The sequence below is a fragment of the Streptomyces sp. NPDC058231 genome (assembly GCF_042882275.1).
In the GTDB taxonomy this organism is placed as follows: Bacteria; Actinomycetota; Actinomycetes; order Streptomycetales; family Streptomycetaceae; genus Streptomyces.
On sequence record NZ_JBHVWN010000080.1, the window covers coordinates 1 to 19081 of the forward strand.

Genomic DNA, 19081 nt, shown 5'->3' on the forward strand with positions numbered 1-19081 from the left:
CCGCGCACCCCGGTGGGGTGCGCGGGGCTCGGCCACGCTCGTGCGGTACGGGTGTCAGGAAGTGGTCACGGGGCCGAAGTCGGGGATGACCGAGCCCTGGTAGGTGTCCTCGATGAACTTCTTGACCTCGTCGGAGTGAAGGAGCTTCACGAGCTTCTGGACGCGGGGGTCCTTCTCGTTGCCCTTCTTCACGGCGAGGAGGTTGGCGTACGGGTTGCCGTCCGCCTTCTCCAGCACGATGGCGTCCTCGGCCGGCTTGAGCTTGGCCTGGATGGCGTAGTTGCCGTTGATGACGGCGGCGTCGACATCGTTCAGGGCGCGGGGCACGGTTGCGGCCTCCAGCTCCTTGAACTCCAGACCCTTCTTGTCGGTGATGTCGCTGATCTTGGCGTTGGTGCCGACGCCGTCCTTGACGGTGATCAGGCCGTTCGCGGCGAGCAGCTGGAGGGCGCGGCCCTCGTCCGTGGTGTCGTTCGGCACGGCGATGGTCTGGCCGGGCTTGATGTCCTTCAGGCCCTTGTCCTTGTTGGAGTAGAGGCCGAGCGGTTCCAGGTGCACGTTGGCGACCGGGACGATGTGGGTGTTGTTCTTCTTGTTGAAGTCGTCGAGGTACGGCCGGTGCTGGAAGTAGTTGGCGTCGACCTGGCCGGTCTCGGTGGCGGTGTTCGGCAGGACGTAGTCCGTGAACTCCTTGACCTCGAGTTTGAGGCCCGCCTTGGCCGCCAGGTTCTTCTTGATGAAGTTCAGGATGTCGGCGTGCGGCGTCGGGGACGCCGCGACGACGAGCGCCTTCGAGGCGTCGGCGTTGGCGCCGGTCCCGCCCTTGGAGGCCGGGTCGGACGACGTACCGCAGGCGGTGAGGCCGAAGGCCAGGGCGGCGGTGGCGGCGGCAGCCGCGGTGATCTTGATGTTCTTACGCACGAAAAGTGCCTCTTTCTGGTGGTGAGGGTGGTGCACCCGAGCAAGGAGTTCGGGCTTGAGAGCGGAGAGAAAGTCTCAGGAGGCGGTACGGCCCCGGCGTGCCAGCAGGCGCACGGCCACGTCACCGATCAGCTGGATCACGGTCACGATGACGATCAGCAGGGCGACGGTGACGAGCATGAACCGGTTGTCGAAGCGCTGGAATCCGTAGGTGACGGCCTTGGCGCCGAGCCCTTCGCCGCCGACCGCGCCGGCCATTGCGGAGTAGCCGATGAGCGCGATCACGGTGGTGGTGACGGCGGAGACGAGCGACGGAAGGGCCTGCGGGAGGAGGACCTTGCGGACGATCGTCGGAATGGATCCGCCCATCGACTGGACGGCCTCGACGAGCCCGTGGTCGACCTCGCGGACCGACGTCTCGACGAGCCGGGCGAAGAACGGGATGGCACCGACGGCCAGCGGCACGATCATCGCGGTCGGTCCGATGAAGGTGCCGACGATCCAGGTGGTGAACGGGATCAGGGCGATCAGCAGGATGATGAACGGCAGCGAGCGGCCGATGTTCACGATCACGCCGATGACCTTGTTCACCACGGTGTTCTGAAGCAGTCCGCCCCTGTCCGTGAGGACGAGCAGTACACCGAGCGGCAGTCCGACGAGGACGGTGACGACCGCGGACCACAGCACCATGTAGAGGGTGTCGAAGGTTCCCTGGGACAGCAGTGGCTGCATCTCGGACCAGGTCACTTGGCCACCTCCTTGGTGAGCGGGGTACGGGTGAGCGGAGCCGGGGTCTGTACGGGGATGCCGGCGCCGTCCACGACCTCGGCCTGCAGGCCCTGCTCGCGCAGGAAGCCGATCGGGACGACGTTCTCCTCGAAGCGCCCGGGCAGCTCGATACGCATCCGGCCGATCTGTTTGCCGCCGACGGTGTCCATCGCGGCGCCCAGGATCGAGATGTCGATGTTGTACGTACGGGAGAGCTGGGAGATCACCGGCTGGGACGCGGCCTCACCGTGGAAGGTGACGTCGACGACCGTGCGGTCGGGGCCGGAGGCCGTACCGCCGACCGGGAACAGTTCGTGAGCGAGTTCGGAGCCGGGGGTGGCGAGCAGTTCGCCGACGGTGCCGGACTCGACGATGCGCCCCTTCTGCATCAGCGCGGCCGAGTCGCAGATCGTCTTGACGACGTCCATCTCGTGCGTGATCAGCAGGACGGTCAGCCCGAGCTGCTGGTTGAGGTCACGCAGCAGTTGCAGGATGGAGCGCGTGGTCTCGGGGTCCAGGGCGGAGGTCGCCTCGTCGGAGAGCAGCACCTTGGGGTCGCCTGCCAGTGCGCGGGCGATGCCGACGCGCTGCTTCTGGCCGCCGGAGAGCTGACCGGGGTAGGCCTTCGCCTTGTCGGTCAGACCGACCAGGTCGAGGAGTTCGAGAGCCTTGCGGGTCCGTTCCCGGCCGGAGACGCCGAGGATCTCCAGCGGCAGCTCGATGTTGTCCTGGACGGTGCGCGAGGCCAGCAGGTTGAAGTGCTGGAAGACCATGCCGATGCGGCTGCGCGCCTCGCGCAGATCCTTGCCGGCCCGGCGGCCCCGGCCCGCGAGGGCGGTGAGGTCCTGGCCGGAAACGGTCACGGTGCCCGCGGTGGGGCGTTCCAGCAGGTTGATGCAGCGGATCAGGGAGGATTTGCCGGCGCCGCTCTGTCCGATGACGCCGTACACCTCACCCTCACGGACGTGCAGGTCGACGCCGTCCAGGGCGGTGACCTCACGGCCGCGCGACTGGTAGACCTTCGTGAGGCCCGTAGTGGTGATCACAGGGTTTCCGTCACTGTCGAGTGCGCGGCGCGGTGTCCGCCGGGCACGGGGCGTTCGTCCGATGAGACTGTTCGGACTCGGATGTCCGGGCCGTTGGGTCTCGGCACGGCTGTGCCCGGCGGAAGGCCGGTGGACAGCGCATGCGGGGGCAGGCTCGTTCCGCTGGGTGCGGACGGCGCAGGCTCGGTCTCGCTTCGGGGCGCGAGGCTCAGGCGGGGGCCCTCAGAAGGCGCGCATTCGACACATACAACGGGCACCGGGCGTGGTGATCGCCTCGGTCGCAAGGATGCGGCTGCTCGTCGTGGTCATGGACCAAGTAAAACAGACGTACTGATCCACCGGACCCGTCCGTCCGTATAACGGACACTCCTGTTCAGTCCTTGGACTGATTCCGGTCAGCCGCACGACCCCCTTGAAACCACCTGTGACCTGCGGCGATACCGAAGACATCGGTGGGACGGGCGCGCCCGCGACGGCATCCGGCAGCGGCACGCTGTGGCAAAGGCCACGGTCTTGATCCATCGCGGCCCACGGTCGCCGGCCGGGCCTCGGAGCGGCCTCGCACACACCGGGGGTGCGCAGCGGCACGGGGGCGCACGCGGTGGGCCGTCCGGCCCGTAATACCCTCGCCTCATGCTTGACGCCCTGACGGTCGCGGTCGCCGTGACCGCGCTCGTTCTCACCGCCTGGTGCGGTTTCGCCGCCTACCGGGACCAGCCGACCAAGGACTGGCACTTCATCGGAATGGCGGTGGTGTCGCTCCTGGCACTGGCCCAGCTGGTGGTGGGGATCGTCCTGCTGTCCCGGGGCGAGCGGCCGGAGCAGGGCATGACGATCTTCATCTGCTATCTGATCGGCGCCTTCGCCGCGGTGCCCGCGGCGGGTTTCCTGTCGCTGACCGAGCGGACCCGGTGGGGTTCGGTGACGGTGGCGGCGGGCGCGGTCGTGCTGGCCGTTCTGGAAGTACGGCTCTACGACATCTGGGGAAACTGACCGTGACCGACACCGACCGCACCGCCGCTGCCGCCACCGCCGGCGAGAAGACCGGGTTCCGGCTGGGCAGCGGACCGGGCCGCGTACTGGTCTGGTTCTACGGGGTGTTCACCGTGGCCGCCGCCTCCCGCTCGATCGTCCAGATGGCCCTGGACTTCGGCCGGGCACCGCTCGCCTATGTGCTCTCGGCCGTCGCCGCCCTGGTGTACGGCTTCATCACGTACTCGCTGGTGCGTGGCGGCGAGAGGGCGCGCAGGACGGCGCTGGTGTGCTGCGCCGCCGAGCTCGCGGGCGTGCTGATCGTCGGCACGTGGACCCTGGTCGAGCCGTCCGCCTTCGCGGACTCGACCGTCTGGTCGTACCTCGGCAGGGACTACCTGTTCATCCCGGTGATCCTGCCGGTCACCGGGATGATCTGGCTGCGTCGCGCGAAGAGCGCCTGACGCCCTGTCGCCTCAGGCGCTGGCCACGTAGGCCGCCGCGTCGGCGTCCTTCTCCAGCAGGATCAGCCGGACACCGTCCTGACCGGTGGCGCTGCCCACGGGTGCGTAGCCCGCCCGCCGGTAGAGCCGCAGATTGGTCTCGCTGCGGTGCCCGGTGTGCAGTCGGAACCGGGTGACCGACCGCTGGTCCGCGAGCGCGGACTCCGCGGCACGCAGCAGCCGGGCGCCGAGCCCGTGCCCCTGGAGCCGGGGGTGCACGCAGAGCTTCCCTATCGCACCGGTGCCGTCCGCCTCGATGGATCCGTCGACCGAGCCGACGACTTCGTCCGCGAGGCGGGCCACGAAGACCAGGTTCGCGGCCACTTCGCCGCGGACCGATTCGAGGGTCTGCACCAGCGGGTCGATGCGGTAGTTCCCGTACAGCTCCGCCTCGCTCTGGAAGCAGAGGTACTGGAGTTTCAGAATCTGTTCGGCGTCCTCCGCGGTCGCCGCCGAGATGATCACACTCATGCCCATGTGCGCATGCCTCCCGCTCACCTGGTCCACCGGTTGTCCCCTGCTCCTATCCCCGCAGTTCAGGAACGACAACCTCCGCCGCGAGCATTCTGCGCAGACATCCAAGGCATCGGGAACGGATCGGCCCCAAACTGCCTTGTGACATACCCAACTCCCCTGCGATTTCCCTGTAGGTGGGATCGCCCGGGGCGAGCATCGCCGCCATCAGCCGGGCACACCGTCCGGGCAGCCGGTCCACGGCGGCGCGCAGCGCCCTGCGTTCGTCGGCGCCGAGCGCGGAACGCTCGGGGCAGCCTGCCCGATCCGCGGTGGACTCGTCGGCGTACGGGCGTTCGTAACGGGCGGTGCGGCGGGCGCGGCGCACCTCCTCCCGCACGGTGTCGCGGACCCAGCGCACCGGATCCGCCGGCGGCCGCCGGTCCGCGAGCAGCTCCAGCAGCCGGAGCCAGACGGCCTGTTCGAGGTCTGCGGGTTCGAGTGCCGCGCCCGCCGCGGCGTCGCTCGCCTCCGCCGTCGCCTCGGCCCTGACGAGGGGGTACAGGGCGTGGACAACGGCCGCGGGGGCGTCGGCGAGAAGTGTCATGCCCGTCCCGACGCGCCCCGGCGGACGGCCGGTTGCCGCCCACGGGACGCACCACCCGACCGGGGCATGTCCGGCCGGGTGCTGACGCGGTGGTGCCGGTCCGGCGGCCGTGTCAGTTCCTGGCGTAGTCCGCCGCCGCGAGCAGCGCGGTGTCCGCGTTGTCGGAGAAGATCCCGTCGATGCCGGTGGCGAAGTAGGCCCGGAACGCGCCGAACGCGTCGCCGTACGCATTGGGATCCGTGCCGCGCCGGAAGTCGGCGGGCAGGAAGGTGTTCTCGTTGCGCATCGTGTACGGGTGCAGGATCAGGCCCTGCGCGTGCGCGTCCCTCACCAGGGTGGTCGGTGCGGCGAGCCGGCCGGCGGCGTCCTTGGGGATGACCAGATCCAGGGTGGGTCCGATGCCCTGCGCGAACGAGGCCATCCACCGCAGCCCCGCGGGCTTCACCAGGTCGTCGACGGTACGCGGGTCACCGGTCGCCACGAAGTCCCAGGGCTGTGTCCCCGCACCGGAGAGCAGGACGACACGCGGGGTGGCGACGAGCTCCGACAGCCGCTGGATGCTGCTGGGCTCGAAGGACTGGAGGATCAGTGGCGACTGGCTGCGGTGGCGGTCGTAGCGGCGAAGCAGCTTGACGAGCGGCTCCTCCAGGCCGAGCCCGATGCCCCGGAAGTAGGTGGGGTGCTTGGTCTCGACGTACAGCCAGACCTGCTTGCCGCGCCTGCGGCCCTCGCGGTCGGCCCACTGGAGCACCTCCTCGAAGGTGGGGATCTCCCAGCGGCCGTCGTAGAGCGTGTTCTTCTGGCGGTTGCCCGGGATGCGCTCCTTGGCCCGCAGCGTCTTCAGCTCCGCGAGGGTGAAGTCCTCGGTGAACCAGCCGGTGAGGGAGACGCCGTCGACCTTCTTCGTGGTCCTGCGGCTCGCGAACTCGGGGTGCGCCGAGACATCGGTGGTGGCGGTGATGTCGTTCTCGTGACGGCAGACGAGATGGCCGTCCTTGGTGGGCACCAGGTCCTGCTCGATGATGTGCGCGCCCATGTCGAGGGCCAGCTGGTACGAGCCGAGGGTGTGCTCGGGGCGGTAGCCGCTGGTGCCGCGGTGACCGATGACGGTCGGTACCGGAAGGTCGAGCCGGTGTGCGTGGCTCCCGGGCCGTACGTCACCGCTGCCGGCCGGGTTCGCGGCGGCGTTCGCCGTACCGGGCAGTCCGAGCGCGGCCGTGCCGAGTACGGCCGCCCCCGCCCCCAGGACGGTCCGCCGGCCGGGGTTCGCCTGCGCACGCTCTGTCATGAATACTCCCTCGTATGTGATGTGTGGCACCGTCGAGCGAGGCCCGATCGTAGGCAGTTGCGCCATCCGGGCGGCGTCTCACGTGCGAACACGGCGCAAACACACGTCAACACTGCGTATCCACTCGGTGAACCCGATGTGCGATCAGCGAGTACCCGCGAGTATCGTCCTCACCTGCATGGACCGTCACGAATCCCGCGCCACGGCCGGCCCGGCCACTACACCGGAGGAACCGTTGTCCCGACACGCACTCATCAAGGCAGTGCTCGGACCGATCTTGCGCCTGATGTTCCGCCCCCGGGTGGAGGGTGTGGAGAACATCCCCGGCGACGGTCCGGTGATCCTCGCGGGCAACCACCTGACGTTCATCGACTCGATGATCATGCCGATCTGCTGCGACCGGCCGGTGTTCTACATCGGCAAGGACGAGTACGTGACGGGCAAGGGGGTCAAGGGCCGGCTGATGGCCTGGTTCTTCACCGGCTGCGGCATGATCCCGGTGGACCGGGACGGCGGCCGGGGCGGTGTCGCGGCACTCATGACGGGCCGTCGGGTGCTGGAGGAGGGCAAGGCGTTCGCCATCTACCCGGAGGGCACCCGCTCCCCCGACGGCCGGCTCTACCGCGGCCGCACCGGCATCGCGCGGCTGACGCTGATGACGGGCGCGCCGGTGGTGCCGTTCGCGATGATCGGCACGGACAAGCTGCAGCCCGGTGGTGCCGGTCTGCCGCGGCCCGGCAAGGTGACGGTCCGCTTCGGTGAGCAGATGGAGTTCTCCCGGTACGAGGGCATGGACCGCGACCGGTACGTGCTGCGGGCGGTGACGGACTCGGTGATGGCCGAGGTGATGCGGCTCTCCGGCCAGGAGTACGTCGACATGTATGCGACGAAGGCCAAGGCCGCCTGACCGGCCGGCGCGACGAAGGGCCCGTACCCCATTTGGCGGTACGGGCCCTTCTCCGTATCCGAACCACTCGTACGGCCGCAGGGGCGGCAGCGGTCCGCGACGGCCCGGGGCAGGACCTACGGGTGTTCGATCTCTTCCTCCAGCGCCTGTCCGCGCAGCAGGAACCAGGCGGCGGCGGCCGTCGCAAGCAGCACCACCGCGCCGACACCCGCCGCGATGTGCAGCCCGTCGACGAATGCGTCCTGCGCCGCGGTGACCAGGGCGTTCCCCTGTGCCGCCGGGAGACCCTGGGCCGCTTCCACGGCGCCGCCCAGTGATTCGTGGGCCGCCGCGGCGGTCCCGGCCGAGACCCCCTCCGGGGTGACGAAGTCCTGGTAGACGCCGGTCACGATGGAGCCGAGCAGGGCGATCCCGAGGGCCGCGCCGAGTTCGTACGCCGTCTCCGACACGGCGGACGCGGAGCCCGCGTGCTCCTTCGGGACGCTGGAGAGGATCACGTCGGAGGTCACGGTGAAGGCGAAGCCCGCGCCGACACCGACGACCAGCAGCAGCAGCCCGATCAGCGGATAGCTGGTCTCCCGGTGGACCAGGACGACGGCGGCGAGCGCGAGGCCGACCGCCCCGAGGCCGGCGGACACCACGGACCGCACCGTGAAGCGACGGGCTGCCCGGCCGGCGATCAGGCCGCAGACCACCGCGCCGACGGCGGCCGGCAGCTCGGCGAGTCCGGCTTCGAGCGGACCGCGTCCCTGGACCAGTTGCAGGAACTGGGAGAGGAAGAAGACCAGTCCGGACAGGCCGAGGATGGTCAGCAGGTCGGCGAGGACCGCGCCGGAGAAACCCCGGTGGTGGAAGAGCCGCATGTCGAGCAGCGGATCGGGCAGCTTGAGCTGCCTGCGCACGAACCAGCACAGCGCGGCCGCGCCACCGATCCCCGCGACGGCGACCTCCCAGCTCGTGCCGTGCGCGGCCAGCTCCTTGATGGCGTACACGACACCGATCATTCCGACGAGGGAGAGCACCACACTGATCAGGTCCCAGGGACCGGGCGCCGGGTTCTTCGACTCGGGAATCATTCTGATGCCGACGACGACGAGGACCGCCATCACCGGCAGGTTGATCAGGAAGACCGATCCCCACCAGAAGTGCTCCAGCAGGAACCCGCCGACGACCGGGCCGACCGCCGCGCCCGCGGAGGCCATGGCCCCCCAGATGCCGATGGCCAGGGAGCGCTCGCGGGGGTCGTTGAAGAGGTTGCGGATCAGGGCGAGCGTGGACGGCATCAGGGTCGCGCCCGCGACACCGAGCAGCGCCCGCGCCAGGATCATCATCTCGGGGGTGCTCGCGTACGCGTTGAGCACGGAGACCGCACCGAATGCGGTGGCGCCGCTCAGCAGCAGCTTCTTGCGGCCGATGCGGTCACCGAGGCTTCCCATGGAGACCAGGAGCCCCGCGATGACGAACGAGTAGACGTCACCGATCCAGAGCAGCTGGGTCCCGGTCGGCTGGAGATCCTCGGTGAGGAACGGTGTCGCCAGGCCGAGGACCGTGGCATCGATGGCCACCAGCAGCACGGCGAGTACCAGTACCGCCAGCGCGATCCACCGCCCGGGCCGGCGCAGCTCGTCCGAGGATTCCGCGTGCTGGTCGATGCTGGTCATTGCTCCACGCTCCGGCGCGAACCGCCGAGCAGCAACTCGACGATCATGTACTGGAAGTCCTTCCCGGCGACCCGGCCGGCCTGGACGGCCCACGCGCCGGTGGAGACGAGCCCGTACAGGGCCTCGGTCAGCCAGGCGGGGGTCAGGTCGATCCGGAACTCGCCGCGTTCCTGACCGCGCCGGAAGAAGGCGGAGACCCGCGCGTCCAGCCGGTTCCAGCCGTCGTTCAGCTCCTCACCCTCGAAGAGCTGGTTCTCGGTGACGAGGAAGGACAGCAGACCGGCGCCGGGTTCGACGGCCGCTATCAGCCTACGCAGCGCCTCCTCCGAGGATCCCTCGTCGAGCGCGGCGGCGTCCAGGGCGGCTTCGAACTCCTGGATTCCCAGGTCCTCCAATGCTCTGACCAGTGCGTCCCGTCCGGCGAAGTGCCGATGGAGGGTGGCGCGCCCGATGCCCGCGGCCCTGGCGACCTCGTCCATGGTGGCGGTCGATTTGCGGGTCAGCAGTGCGGCGGCGCTGCGCAGCACCCGGTCACGGTCGAGAGTCATGAGACAAACCTAACCCATATGAGACATCATTGTCTCGCCAAGGGTCGTCGCGAGGCCGCTCCGGGGCACGGGTCGGTGGCGTGCCCCCGACGAATCCGCCCGGTCGGTCCCGGTCAGCGCCCGTCGGCGGCTCCGGTCCGGACATGCCCGAGGTCGACGGGGGCCGCCGGCGCGCCGTTCCTCCGCACATCGGTGAGCAGTCCCGGCAGCTGCGGCGGCCACAACGGCTCGCGATCACCGGAGAGGTCGTCCGGGGACCACCACCGCCACCGGAGGATCCTGTCCGCGGCATGCGCGGCGGCGAGGTCGCCGACCGGATCCCGGCGGGGGCCCCGCGCGAGGAAGATGTGCTCGTGCTGACGCACCGGCACCCCGGCCCTGGTGAAGTCGTGTTCCCACAGGCACAGTGTGGTGCCGTCGATCTCGATGTCGGTCCAACCGGTCTCCTCGCGCAGTTCGCGCCCGGCCGCCCGCAGCGGCGACTCGCCCGGTTCCAGCCCACCGCCGGGCATCGCCCAGTGGACGCCGACTTCCTCGTTGTCGTACCGGAACATGAAGACCGACCCCGCCGGGTCCAGAACCGCGACCCTGGCTGCTCGTCTGGGTATCCGCATCACGCCAGACTGCCAGGGCCACATGCCGCTGTCGATCATGGCGGCGGCGGGTCCGGCGAGCAGATGGGCCACCCGGATCAGCCCGGCCCGGCCGGCCGTCGGGCAGCCCCGGAACGCCGTACTTCAGGCAGATTGCGGCCCACAACAAAAAAGGCAAAGAGCGAACGCGCTCCTTGCCACTCCTAACTTATAGCGCACCAGGGGGCTTGCGGCAAGGCCCTGGTGGTGCCGCACAATCGCCCACCGTGACCGCAGTCCAGGGAAGTGGGAGCCGCAAAGTGCGTGTGTTGTCGGTGGCGTACGGGGCGCGCGGGCACGTCGAACCGATGGTGGGACTCGCCGTGCAGTTGCGGGCTTCCGGTGTGGAGGTGCAGATGCCGGCGGAGGGCTGGCCCGAGCGCGCGGCGGCGTTGGTCGCCACGACGTACGACGCGGTCGCCGCGGTGGCCGAGGGGTGTGACGCGGTGGTGGCGACCGGCCTGTTCCCGGCCGCGGCCCCGTCGAGCCGGAACACCAGAACCCTTGAGCCCTGGCGACCTGAACCGGCAACGGCCGCCAGGGACTTCCCCGGTCCGGACACCTTGCCGTGCGCAACGGTCGCCGGTGGCCTCGCATCGGAGCTGATCACATGAACCCCCTGACCACCAGCGCGTTCGCCCTTCCCGACCGTCTCTCCCCGAAGGCCGACCCGACGCTGATCGCCGGCGACGAACGGCACTTCGTGACCCTCGCGGAGAGCTTGGAGCAGTCGATCGCCGAACTGTCCGGTCTCCTCGCCGCCACGCGCAGGGCGCCCGGCGGCGCGGGGCGGCAGGCGATGGACCGCGACACGGAGATCCACCGGCTGACCGCTCGCCTGCGCACACTGCGCCGATTCGGTCTGGACCTGTGCCTCGGACACATGGTCGGGACGGACAGCCCCGAGCCCGTGTACATCGGACGGCTCGGCCTCACGGACAGCGCGGGCCGTCGGCTGCTGCTCGACTGGCGCTCCCCCGCGGCCGAACCGTTCTTCGGGGCCACCCACGCCAACCCGATGGGCCTGGCGAGCCGCCGCAGATATCGCTGGACCCGTGGCCGGATCAGCGACTACTGGGACGAGGTGTTCAGCTCGGACGGCTTCGTCGGGCATGCGGCACTCGACGACCAGTCCGCCTTCATCGCCGGCCTGGGGGCCGGCCGGTCGTCACGGATGCGCGACGTGCTCGGGACCATCCAGGCCGACCAGGACGCCATCATCCGCGCGGGATCCCGAGGCGCTCTCGTCGTCGACGGCGGTCCCGGTACGGGGAAGACCGTCGTCGCTCTGCACCGTTCCGCCTACCTCCTCCACTCCGACCCCCGCCTCGGTCACCGTCGGGGCGGCGTACTGTTCGTCGGTCCGCACCAGCCCTACCTGGGCTATGTCGCCGACGTACTCCCCAGCCTCGGGGAGGAGGGCGTTCAGACCTGCACGCTGCGGGACCTCGTCGCCGAAGGAGCCGCGGCGGCCGGCGAGTCCGACCCCGACGTGGCCCTCCTGAAGTCGTCCGCCGACCTGGTGAAGGCGATCGAGACAGCCGTCAGGTTCTATGAGGAGCCGCCCGCCGGAGGGATGACGGTCACGACCCCGTGGTCCGACGTCCGGCTGACCGCCGACGACTGGGCCGCGGCGTTCGAAGCGGCGGAACCCGGTACTCCGCACAACGAGGCACGCGACCAGGTCTGGGAGGAACTGCTCACGATCGTGGTGGACAAGCACGACGACGACGTCCCGGCCGGCCTGCTCCGCAGATCGCTGCCGCAGAACAGGGACCTGGTCACGGCCTTCGACAACGCGTGGCCGCTGCTCGAAGCGGCCGACCTCGTCGGGGACCTGTGGTCGGTACCCGCCTATCTGCGCAAGTGCGCGCCCTGGCTCGGCCCGGACGACGTCCGTCGGTTGCAGCGCGAGGACGCCCAGGCCTGGACGGTGTCCGACCTGCCCCTCCTGGACGCGGCCCGGCATCGGCTCGGCGACCCGGAGACGTCACGACGCAGGCGCCGGCACGAAGCCTCCGTCGCCGCCGAACGCGAGCGCATGGCCAAGGTCGTCGACGCGCTGCTCGAAGCAGACGACGACGGCGAAGGGGTGATGACGATGCTGCACGGACAGGACCTCAAGGACGCCCTGGTCGACGGGAGCGCCCTGCCCGGCACCGAACCGGACCTGCTCGCCGGACCGTTCGCGCACATCGTCGTGGACGAGGCTCAGGAACTGACCGACGCGGAGTGGCAGATGCTGCTGATCCGCTGCCCGTCCCGGAGCTTCACCATCGTCGGCGACCGCGCCCAGGCCAGGCACGGGTTCACGGAGTCGTGGCAGGAACGGCTCGAGCGGGTCGGCCTCGACCGGATCACCCTGGCCTCCCTGAGCATCAACTACCGGACACCGGAAGAAATCATGGCGGAGGCCGAGCCGGTCATCCGGGCCGTGCTCCCGGACGCCAACGTCCCGACCTCCATCCGCAGTGGCGACGTCCCCGTCGTGCACGGATCCGCTTCGGAGCTCGACTCGGTCCTCGGCACCTGGCTCACCGCACATGCCGACGGGATCGCCTGCGTCATCGGCGACCCCGCGTTCCGGCCGACGTCCCGCGTGCGGTCGCTGGCCCCGGAGCTGTCGAAGGGGCTCGAGTTCGACCTGGTCGTCCTCATCGACCCGGAGTCGTTCGGCACGGGCATCGAGGGAGCGGTCGACCGCTACGTCGCGATGACGCGGGCGACCCGCCGACTCGTCATCCTCACGAGCTCCTGAGCTCGGCGGACCCGCGGTCAGCCCCAGGGCAGCCCGGCACGGTGACGCCAGTACGCCTCGGGCTCCTCCACCAGCGCGTCCAGCCTGGCCCGCCGCTGGTCGTCGAGTTCGAGGAGGGGTGCGTGGAGGTTACCGGCGAGCTGGGTGACGGTCGCCGCGCCGGAGAGCACGACGCCGGTCCACGGCTGGTACAGGACGAACGCGAGCGCTACCGCGTCGCTGCCGAGACCGGCCTCCGCCGCGATCTCCTGGACCACCGCGGGTGCTTCCGTCCCGGCGAGGCGGCCGTTGGCCATGGCCTCCTTGACGATCACGGTCAGTCCGGCGCCGTGGGCCTCGGCGAGCGCCGGACCGGCGGATGTCTCCAGGGCGTTGAAGGTGGCCTGGACGGTACGGAAGAGAGGTTCGCCGTCGACCGTCACGGCGAGCGCCGCACGGATGGCGTCCGCCTGGGCGGGGCCGCTTGTGGAGAGGCCGACGGTGACACCGTCGGCGGCCAGGGCGGCGAGACGGGATTGGAGTTCCTTGTCCGTGAGGGCCGGGCTGTCCGCGGTCACGGAGTGGATCTGGTAGAGGTCGAGGCGGTCCCCGAGCAGCGCCCCGGTCTCGGCGCGCTGGCGTTCGAACGTGGCCAGGCTGTGGTCCTTGACCTCGTGCGCCTCGGCGTCGACGCTCCAGTCGGCGGTGTACGTGTAGCCCCACTTGCTGCCGATGACGACGTCACGCACCTCGGGACGGTCGGCCAGCCAGCCGCCGAGGAACTCCTCGGAGCGGCCGTAGGAACGGGCCGCGTCGAAGTAGCGGACGCCCTGCGCGTAGGCGGCGTCGAGCAGATCGCGGGTGCGCTCGCGCAGGGCGTCCACGCTGCGGTCCACAGGCAGGTCACGGTCGCGGTGCAGATTGATGTAGCCGGGCCTGCCGACCGCGGCCAGGCCGAGCCCGATGTGGGCGGTCGGGGTCGTCGCTGAGGCCAGGCGGGCGAAAGGCATCGCGGGCTCCTCGTCGGTTGAGTGCTCCACGTCAACGTAACGCAGCCGCCCTTGGCCCGTACGGGTCGGAGGCGGGACGCGCGTGCATGTCGCTCCCCGCCTCCTCGTTCACGTCCGCCCGCCGTCAGCTCTTCGCGGTGGCCCATGCGTGCTGGACGGCCAGGTCGGCCTTGACCTCGGCGAGCTGGACGGCCACGGCCTCCGGGGCCGTGCCACCGCGCCCGTTCCGGGAGGCGAGCGCACCCGGCACATCGAGGACCGTGCGGACCTCGGGGGTGAGGTGCTCGGAGATCTTCGCGAACTGCTCGTCGGTGAGTTCGTCGAGCTCGATGCCCTGCTGCTCGCACTCCTTGACGCACTCGCCGGCGACCTCGTGCGCGACACGGAACGGGACGCCCTGCTTGACCAGCCATTCGGCGATGTCGGTGGCGAGCGAGAAGCCTGCCGGGGCGAGCTCCTCCATCCGCTCGCGGTTGACGGTGAGCGTGGCCATCATGCCGGTGAAGGCGGGCAGCAGGACTTCGAGCTGGTCGCAGGTGTCGAAGACCGGCTCCTTGTCCTCCTGGAGGTCGCGGTTGTACGCGAGGGGGAGCGCCTTCAACGTGGCCATCAGGCCGGTCAGGTTGCCGATCAGACGCCCGGACTTGCCGCGCGCAAGCTCTGCGATGTCCGGGTTCTTCTTCTGCGGCATGATCGAAGATCCGGTGGAGAAGGCGTCGTGCAGGGTGACGAAGGAGAACTCCTTCGTGTTCCAGATGATGATCTCTTCCGCGATCCGGGAGAGGTTGACGCCGATCATCGCGGTGATGAAGGCGAACTCGGCGACGAAGTCGCGGGAGGCCGTGCCGTCGATGGAGTTGGCGACGGATCCGTGCTCGAAGCCGAGGTCGGCGGCGACCGCCTCCGGGTCCAGTCCCAGGGACGACCCGGCGAGTGCGCCGGAGCCGTACGGGGAGACGGCCGTGCGCTCGTCCCACTGCCGCAGCCGCTCCGCGTCCCGGGACAGGGGCTGCACGTGGGCCAGGATGTGGTGGGCGAAAAGGACCGGCTGGGCGTGCTGCAGATGTGTACGGCCCGGCATGGCGACGTCGGAGTGCGCCTCCGCGAGACCGACCAGTGCGTCCTGGAGCTCGGCGATGAGGCCGGCGATGATCCGGGCGTGGTCGCGCAGATACATCCGGAAGAGTGTGGCGACCTGGTCGTTGCGGGACCGGCCGGCGCGCAGCTTGCCGCCGAGGTCCTTGCCGAGGCGCTCCAGCAGACCGCGCTCCAGCGCGCTGTGGACGTCCTCGTCGGCGATGGTGCCGGTGAACGACCCGTCGGCGACATCGGCTTCGAGCTGGTCGAGACCGGCGAGCATCCGCGTCAGCTCGTCCTCGGTGAGCAGGCCCGCCTTGTTGAGGACACGCGCGTGGGCGCGGGAGCCGGCGATGTCGTACGGCGCGAGCCGCCAGTCGAAGTGGACGGAGGCGGACAGCTTGGCCAGCGCCTCGGCCGGACCGTCGGCGAAACGGGCGCCCCAGAGGCGTACGTTGCTGTTGCCGGTGCCGTTGCTCACTGCGTGCTCCTCGGAATGACAAGGGGTGGATGTGCGGCCGCCTCCCCGCCGCGGACGAACGGGGAGGCGGTGACGTAAACGGGTGGGCGCCAGGCCGACGCCAGGCTACGCCTGGAGATCGCGCTTCGCGGCGATCTTGGACGAGAGCCCGAAGATCTCGATGAAGCCCTGCGCCTTGGACTGGTCGAACGTGTCGCCCGAGTCGTAGGTGGCGAGGTTGAAGTCGTACAGCGACTCGCTGGACTTCCGGCCGGTGACGACGGCGCGGCCGGCGTGCATGGTCATCCGGATGTCGCCGGTCACGTGCTGGTTGGCCTCGTTGATGAAGCCGTCCAGGGCGCGCTTGAGCGGGGAGAACCAGAGGCCGTCGTAGACCATCTCGCCCCAGCGCTGCTCGACCTGCCGCTTGTAGCGGGCCAGCTCGCGCTCGACGGTGACGTTCTCCAGCTCCTGGTGGGCGGTGATCAGCGCGATCGCGCCCGGTGCCTCGTACACCTCACGGGACTTGATGCCGACGAGACGGTCCTCGACCATGTCGATCCGGCCGATGCCCTGGGCGCCGGCCCGCTCGTTGAGCTGCTGGATCGCCTGGAGCACGGTGACGGGCCTGCCGTCGATGGCGACCGGCACACCCTCCTTGAAGGAGATGACGACCTCGTCGGCCTCGCGCGGGGTGGCCGGGTTGTCGGTGTACTCGTAGATGTCCTCGATCGGCGCGTTCCAGATGTCCTCCAGGAAGCCCGTCTCGACGGCGCGCCCGAAGACGTTCTGGTCGATGGAGTACGGGGACTTCCTGGTGGTCACGATCGGGAGGTTCTTCTCCTCGCAGAAGGCGATCGCCTTGTCCCGGGTCATCGCGTAGTCACGGACCGGGGCGATGCACTTCAGGTCGGGGCCGAGCGCGGAGATACCTGCCTCGAAGCGGACCTGGTCGTTGCCCTTGCCGGTGCAGCCGTGGGCGACGATGCCGGCGTTGTGCTTGTGGGCGGCGGCGACGAGGTGCTTGACGATGGCCGGCCGGGAGAGGGCCGAGACCAGCGGGTAACGGTCCATGTAGAGGGCGTTGGACTTGATCGCCGGGAGGCAGTACTCCTCGGCGAACTCGTCCTTGGCGTCGGCGACCTCGGCCTCGACCGCACCGCAGGCGAGCGCGCGCTTGCGGATGACGTCCAGGTCCTCGCCGCCCTGGCCGACGTCCACTGCGACCGCGATGACCTCGGCGCCCGTCTCCTCGGCGATCCAGCCGATGGCGACGGAGGTGTCCAGACCGCCCGAGTAGGCGAGTACGACGCGCTCGGTCACGGGTTTCTCCTTACGGTGCAATCACTGACAGGCATAACTATGCAGTCCTCTGCATGGTTTGTCAAAGACGTCGGCGGCCGTCGCGGGCGACGCGGGCCATCGGACGGGGTGGAAGCGCGGACGGAGGGGCCGGCCGACCGTGCGCGACGGCGGCACGGCCGGCTCCGCGCCTGGCCCGGGACGCGTCGTCGCCGACGTCCCACTGGTTGAAATGCCTCTGCCGGGCGGCGTGTCGGCGTCGATACTCGTCCCCATGGGAAAGACGTACGAACGCATCGACGGACGACTCAGGAACTTCATCGAAGAGCAGCACATCTTTTTCACCGCGACCGCGCCGCTCGACGGCGACGGCACGGTCAACCTCTCCCCCAAGGGCGTCAGCGGCTCGTTCGCGGTCCTCGACGAGCGGACCGTCGCCTATCTGGACTTCGCCGGGAGCAACGCGGAGACCGTGGCGCATCTGCGCGAGAACGGCCGCATCACCCTCATGTGGTGTGCGTTCCAGGGGCCGCCGAACATCGTGCGGGTACACGGCCGCGGCGAGCCGGTGTTCCGTGACGATCCCCGGTTCACCGGGCTGCTCGCCCGCTTTCCCGCTGTCGACCCCGCCCCGCACGGACTGCGCGCGATCATCGTGGTGACCGCCGAGCTGATCCGGGACACCTGCGGATTCTCGGTGCCCTACATGTCCTACGAGGAGGACCGGCCGCTGCACGCCCAGCGCTTCGCCCGTGAGGACGACGCGTCGCTCAGCACGTACTTCGAGAAGAAGGAGCACATCGCCACGAGCATCGACGGGCTGCCGGGGCTGCCGCTCCCCCTGCCCGTCATGCCGGCCGGCCGATGAGCCCGCGAGCGTTGGTCCGTACGGAGCACTGACGGCAGCGGAACGCCGGGGAGACGTCTACGGTCCGCTCCATGCACGGATCTCTGGTGACCGCTTCGGTTCTGCTCGCCCTGATGGGCCCGGCCGTGGCGCGGCCCGCCGCCGTACCGCCGCTCCCGGAGCGGATGGCGGACACCGGCGGCGGCACCCAGCTGCTCACCGCCGCGGCGCCCGGCACGGGATCCGCCACGGGCACCGTCACCTGGTGGAACCTCAGGTCGGGACGGTGGGTACGGGTGGGGTCCGCGCCGGCCCGGTTCGGGGCGAACGGGCTGACCGAGGGGAAGCGGCGGGTCCAGAACACGGAGACCACGCCCACCGGCCTTTACGACCTGCCGTACGCCTTCGGGGTCGGGGCGGCGCCGGCCGGGACCGGTTATCCGTACCGCAGGGTCGGCCGGCGGTCCTGGTGGTGCCAGGACAACGCGGCGCGCGCCTACAACCGCTGGGTGGAACCGCGGCCCGCTGACTGCCGGGCGACCGAGGCCGAGCAGCTGATCACGTACCGGAGGCAGTACGCCCGCGCGCTGGTCGTCGGGTTCAATTACCACCGGCCGGTGCGCGGGCGGGGCGCCGGCATCTTCCTGCATGTGAACGGGGACGGTGCGACCGCCGGCTGTGTCTCCGTACCGGCGGCCGCCATGGACCGGATCCTGGCCTGGGCGGACCCCGCCCGTCGGCCGCACCTGGCGATCGGGACCCGGTCGGGCCCGACCGCCGTCACACGCTACTGACCGGACGGCTCAGCGGCCGTTCTGCGCCAGCCTCAGCAGATGGTCGGCGAGCGCCCGGCCGCCCGCCGGGTCCCGGCTGATCAGCATCAGCGTGTCGTCGCCCGCGATGGTGCCGAGGACGTCCTGCAGTTCGGCCTGGTCGATGGCCGAGGCGAGGAACTGGGCGGCGCCCGGAGGCGTGCGCAGCACCACGAGGTTGGCCGAGGCCTCCGCCGAGATGAGCAGTTCGGCGGAGAGCCGCCGCATCCGCTCCTCCTTGACGGACTCGCCGAGCGGCGCATGCGGGGTGCGGAAACCACCCTCGCTCGGCACCGCGTAGATCAGCTCGCCGCCGGTGTTGCGGATCTTCACCGCGCCCAGCTCGTCCAGGTCTCGGGAGAGCGTCGCCTGGGTGACGTTCAGTCCGTCGTCGGCGAGGAGCCTGGCCAGCTGGCTCTGCGAGCGCACCGGCAGCCGGTTCAGGATGTCCACGATCCGGCGGTGGCGTGCCGTGCGGGTCTGCGGCACGGACTGCCCGCCGGACTCGGATTCCTGCGCCTCGGTCATCG

At 70.1% G+C, this 19081-nt stretch carries 20 protein-coding genes; 7 read left to right on the forward strand and 13 right to left on the reverse strand.

Translation table 11 applies throughout. The annotated features are described in order from the left end of the window. Positions 1-54: 54 nt before the first annotated feature. From ACFVXE_RS33290 to ACFVXE_RS33300, 3 genes are all read right to left on the reverse strand, one after another. Positions 55-921: a MetQ/NlpA family ABC transporter substrate-binding protein gene (locus ACFVXE_RS33290; protein WP_389676855.1), complete on the reverse strand. Its 867-nt coding sequence runs from the start codon at positions 919-921 to the stop codon at positions 55-57. Positions 922-996: 75 nt separating this feature from the next. Next, positions 997-1668, reverse strand: coding sequence for a methionine ABC transporter permease (locus tag ACFVXE_RS33295; RefSeq protein WP_389676857.1), 672 nt, complete (start codon positions 1666-1668; stop codon positions 997-999). Continuing rightward, complete coding sequence (locus tag ACFVXE_RS33300) at positions 1665-2735, reverse strand: methionine ABC transporter ATP-binding protein (RefSeq protein ID WP_389676859.1); 1071 nt, start codon at positions 2733-2735, stop codon at positions 1665-1667. Before ACFVXE_RS33300 ends, ACFVXE_RS33295 begins: the two co-directional genes overlap by 4 nt. Positions 2736-3368: 633 nt before the next feature. Between ACFVXE_RS33300 and ACFVXE_RS33305 the strand changes: the two genes are divergently transcribed. Together ACFVXE_RS33305 and ACFVXE_RS33310 are read left to right on the forward strand one after the other, a co-directional pair. After that, the gene (locus ACFVXE_RS33305; RefSeq protein WP_389676861.1) at positions 3369-3728 is read left to right on the forward strand and encodes a hypothetical protein; all 360 of its coding nucleotides are present in this window, start codon (positions 3369-3371) and stop codon (positions 3726-3728) included. Between the two features lie 2 nt (positions 3729-3730). After that, positions 3731-4171 (forward strand): hypothetical protein, encoded by a 441-nt coding sequence (locus ACFVXE_RS33310; RefSeq protein ID WP_389676863.1) that lies wholly within the window; start codon positions 3731-3733, stop codon positions 4169-4171. A 12-nt stretch (positions 4172-4183) separates the two neighbouring features. Here the strand turns inward: ACFVXE_RS33310 and ACFVXE_RS33315 are convergent, their stop codons facing one another. The 3 genes from ACFVXE_RS33315 to ACFVXE_RS33325 all read right to left on the reverse strand — a co-directional run bounded on the left by ACFVXE_RS33315 (position 4184) and on the right by ACFVXE_RS33325 (position 6558). Further along, the gene (locus tag ACFVXE_RS33315; protein WP_389676865.1) at positions 4184-4687 is read right to left on the reverse strand and encodes a GNAT family N-acetyltransferase; all 504 of its coding nucleotides are present in this window, start codon (positions 4685-4687) and stop codon (positions 4184-4186) included. 46 nt (positions 4688-4733) lie between these two features. After that, positions 4734-5270, reverse strand: a complete 537-nt coding sequence (locus ACFVXE_RS33320) for a sigma-70 family RNA polymerase sigma factor (RefSeq protein ID WP_389676866.1) — start codon at positions 5268-5270, stop codon at positions 4734-4736. A 112-nt stretch (positions 5271-5382) separates the two neighbouring features. After that, positions 5383-6558, reverse strand: a complete 1176-nt coding sequence (locus ACFVXE_RS33325; protein WP_389676868.1) for a glycerophosphodiester phosphodiesterase — start codon at positions 6556-6558, stop codon at positions 5383-5385. Between the two features lie 235 nt (positions 6559-6793). Here ACFVXE_RS33325 and ACFVXE_RS33330 point away from each other — a divergent pair, with 235 nt between their 5' ends. Next, complete coding sequence (locus ACFVXE_RS33330; RefSeq protein WP_389676870.1) at positions 6794-7465, forward strand: lysophospholipid acyltransferase family protein; 672 nt, start codon at positions 6794-6796, stop codon at positions 7463-7465. A 116-nt stretch (positions 7466-7581) separates the two neighbouring features. Here the strand turns inward: ACFVXE_RS33330 and ACFVXE_RS33335 are convergent, their stop codons facing one another. The 3 genes from ACFVXE_RS33335 to ACFVXE_RS33345 all read right to left on the reverse strand — a co-directional run bounded on the left by ACFVXE_RS33335 (position 7582) and on the right by ACFVXE_RS33345 (position 10360). Next, entirely contained in the window at positions 7582-9126 is a 1545-nt protein-coding gene (locus ACFVXE_RS33335; RefSeq protein WP_389676872.1) for an MFS transporter, read from the reverse strand. Next, positions 9123-9674, reverse strand: coding sequence for a TetR/AcrR family transcriptional regulator (locus ACFVXE_RS33340; protein WP_389676873.1), 552 nt, complete (start codon positions 9672-9674; stop codon positions 9123-9125). The genes ACFVXE_RS33335 and ACFVXE_RS33340 overlap by 4 nt, the downstream gene beginning before the upstream one ends. Positions 9675-9787: 113 nt before the next feature. Then, positions 9788-10360, reverse strand: coding sequence for an NUDIX hydrolase (locus ACFVXE_RS33345; protein WP_389676875.1), 573 nt, complete (start codon positions 10358-10360; stop codon positions 9788-9790). Between the two features lie 206 nt (positions 10361-10566). Between ACFVXE_RS33345 and ACFVXE_RS33350 the strand changes: the two genes are divergently transcribed. Together ACFVXE_RS33350 and helR are read left to right on the forward strand one after the other, a co-directional pair. Then, a complete protein-coding gene (locus ACFVXE_RS33350) occupies positions 10567-10920 on the forward strand; it encodes a hypothetical protein (protein WP_389676876.1) in 354 nt (117 codons plus the stop codon). Continuing rightward, the gene (gene helR, locus ACFVXE_RS33355; protein ID WP_389676877.1) at positions 10917-13064 is read left to right on the forward strand and encodes an RNA polymerase recycling motor ATPase HelR; all 2148 of its coding nucleotides are present in this window, start codon (positions 10917-10919) and stop codon (positions 13062-13064) included. Before ACFVXE_RS33350 ends, helR begins: the two co-directional genes overlap by 4 nt. A gap of 17 nt (positions 13065-13081) precedes the next feature. Here helR and ACFVXE_RS33360 read toward each other — a convergent pair whose 3' ends face one another. From ACFVXE_RS33360 to ACFVXE_RS33370, 3 genes are all read right to left on the reverse strand, one after another. Beyond that, positions 13082-14053, reverse strand: a complete 972-nt coding sequence (locus tag ACFVXE_RS33360; RefSeq protein WP_389676879.1) for an aldo/keto reductase — start codon at positions 14051-14053, stop codon at positions 13082-13084. A 124-nt stretch (positions 14054-14177) separates the two neighbouring features. Continuing rightward, on the reverse strand, positions 14178-15611 hold the full coding sequence (argH, locus tag ACFVXE_RS33365; protein WP_389676880.1) for an argininosuccinate lyase: 1434 nt from the start codon (positions 15609-15611) through the stop codon (positions 14178-14180). Positions 15612-15716: 105 nt separating this feature from the next. Next, entirely contained in the window at positions 15717-16913 is a 1197-nt protein-coding gene (locus ACFVXE_RS33370; RefSeq protein ID WP_389676881.1) for an argininosuccinate synthase, read from the reverse strand. A 253-nt stretch (positions 16914-17166) separates the two neighbouring features. On the opposite strand from ACFVXE_RS33370, the gene ACFVXE_RS33375 reads away from it, so the two are divergent. Then, positions 17167-17760 (forward strand): pyridoxamine 5'-phosphate oxidase family protein, encoded by a 594-nt coding sequence (locus ACFVXE_RS33375; protein ID WP_389676883.1) that lies wholly within the window; start codon positions 17167-17169, stop codon positions 17758-17760. Positions 17761-17831: 71 nt separating this feature from the next. After that, complete coding sequence (locus ACFVXE_RS33380) at positions 17832-18533, forward strand: L,D-transpeptidase (protein ID WP_389676885.1); 702 nt, start codon at positions 17832-17834, stop codon at positions 18531-18533. A gap of 9 nt (positions 18534-18542) precedes the next feature. Here the strand turns inward: ACFVXE_RS33380 and ACFVXE_RS33385 are convergent, their stop codons facing one another. Then, positions 18543-19079, reverse strand: a complete 537-nt coding sequence (locus ACFVXE_RS33385; RefSeq protein ID WP_389676886.1) for an arginine repressor — start codon at positions 19077-19079, stop codon at positions 18543-18545. Between the last annotated feature and the right edge of the window lie 2 nt (positions 19080-19081).

Coding starts and splice junctions, on each gene's coding strand:
- ACFVXE_RS33305 (WP_389676861.1), top strand. CDS start 3,369: ATGCTTGACGCCCTGACGGTCGCGGTCGCCGTGACCGCGCTCGTTCTC.
- ACFVXE_RS33315 (WP_389676865.1), bottom strand. CDS start 4,687: ATGGGCATGAGTGTGATCATCTCGGCGGCGACCGCGGAGGACGCCGAA.
- ACFVXE_RS33320 (WP_389676866.1), bottom strand. CDS start 5,270: ATGACACTTCTCGCCGACGCCCCCGCGGCCGTTGTCCACGCCCTGTAC.
- ACFVXE_RS33325 (WP_389676868.1), bottom strand. CDS start 6,558: ATGACAGAGCGTGCGCAGGCGAACCCCGGCCGGCGGACCGTCCTGGGG.
- ACFVXE_RS33335 (WP_389676872.1), bottom strand. CDS start 9,126: ATGACCAGCATCGACCAGCACGCGGAATCCTCGGACGAGCTGCGCCGG.
- ACFVXE_RS33340 (WP_389676873.1), bottom strand. CDS start 9,674: ATGACTCTCGACCGTGACCGGGTGCTGCGCAGCGCCGCCGCACTGCTG.
- helR (WP_389676877.1), top strand. CDS start 10,917: ATGAACCCCCTGACCACCAGCGCGTTCGCCCTTCCCGACCGTCTCTCC.
- ACFVXE_RS33360 (WP_389676879.1), bottom strand. CDS start 14,053: ATGCCTTTCGCCCGCCTGGCCTCAGCGACGACCCCGACCGCCCACATC.
- ACFVXE_RS33375 (WP_389676883.1), top strand. CDS start 17,167: ATGGGAAAGACGTACGAACGCATCGACGGACGACTCAGGAACTTCATC.
- ACFVXE_RS33380 (WP_389676885.1), top strand. CDS start 17,832: ATGCACGGATCTCTGGTGACCGCTTCGGTTCTGCTCGCCCTGATGGGC.
- ACFVXE_RS33385 (WP_389676886.1), bottom strand. CDS start 19,079: ATGACCGAGGCGCAGGAATCCGAGTCCGGCGGGCAGTCCGTGCCGCAG.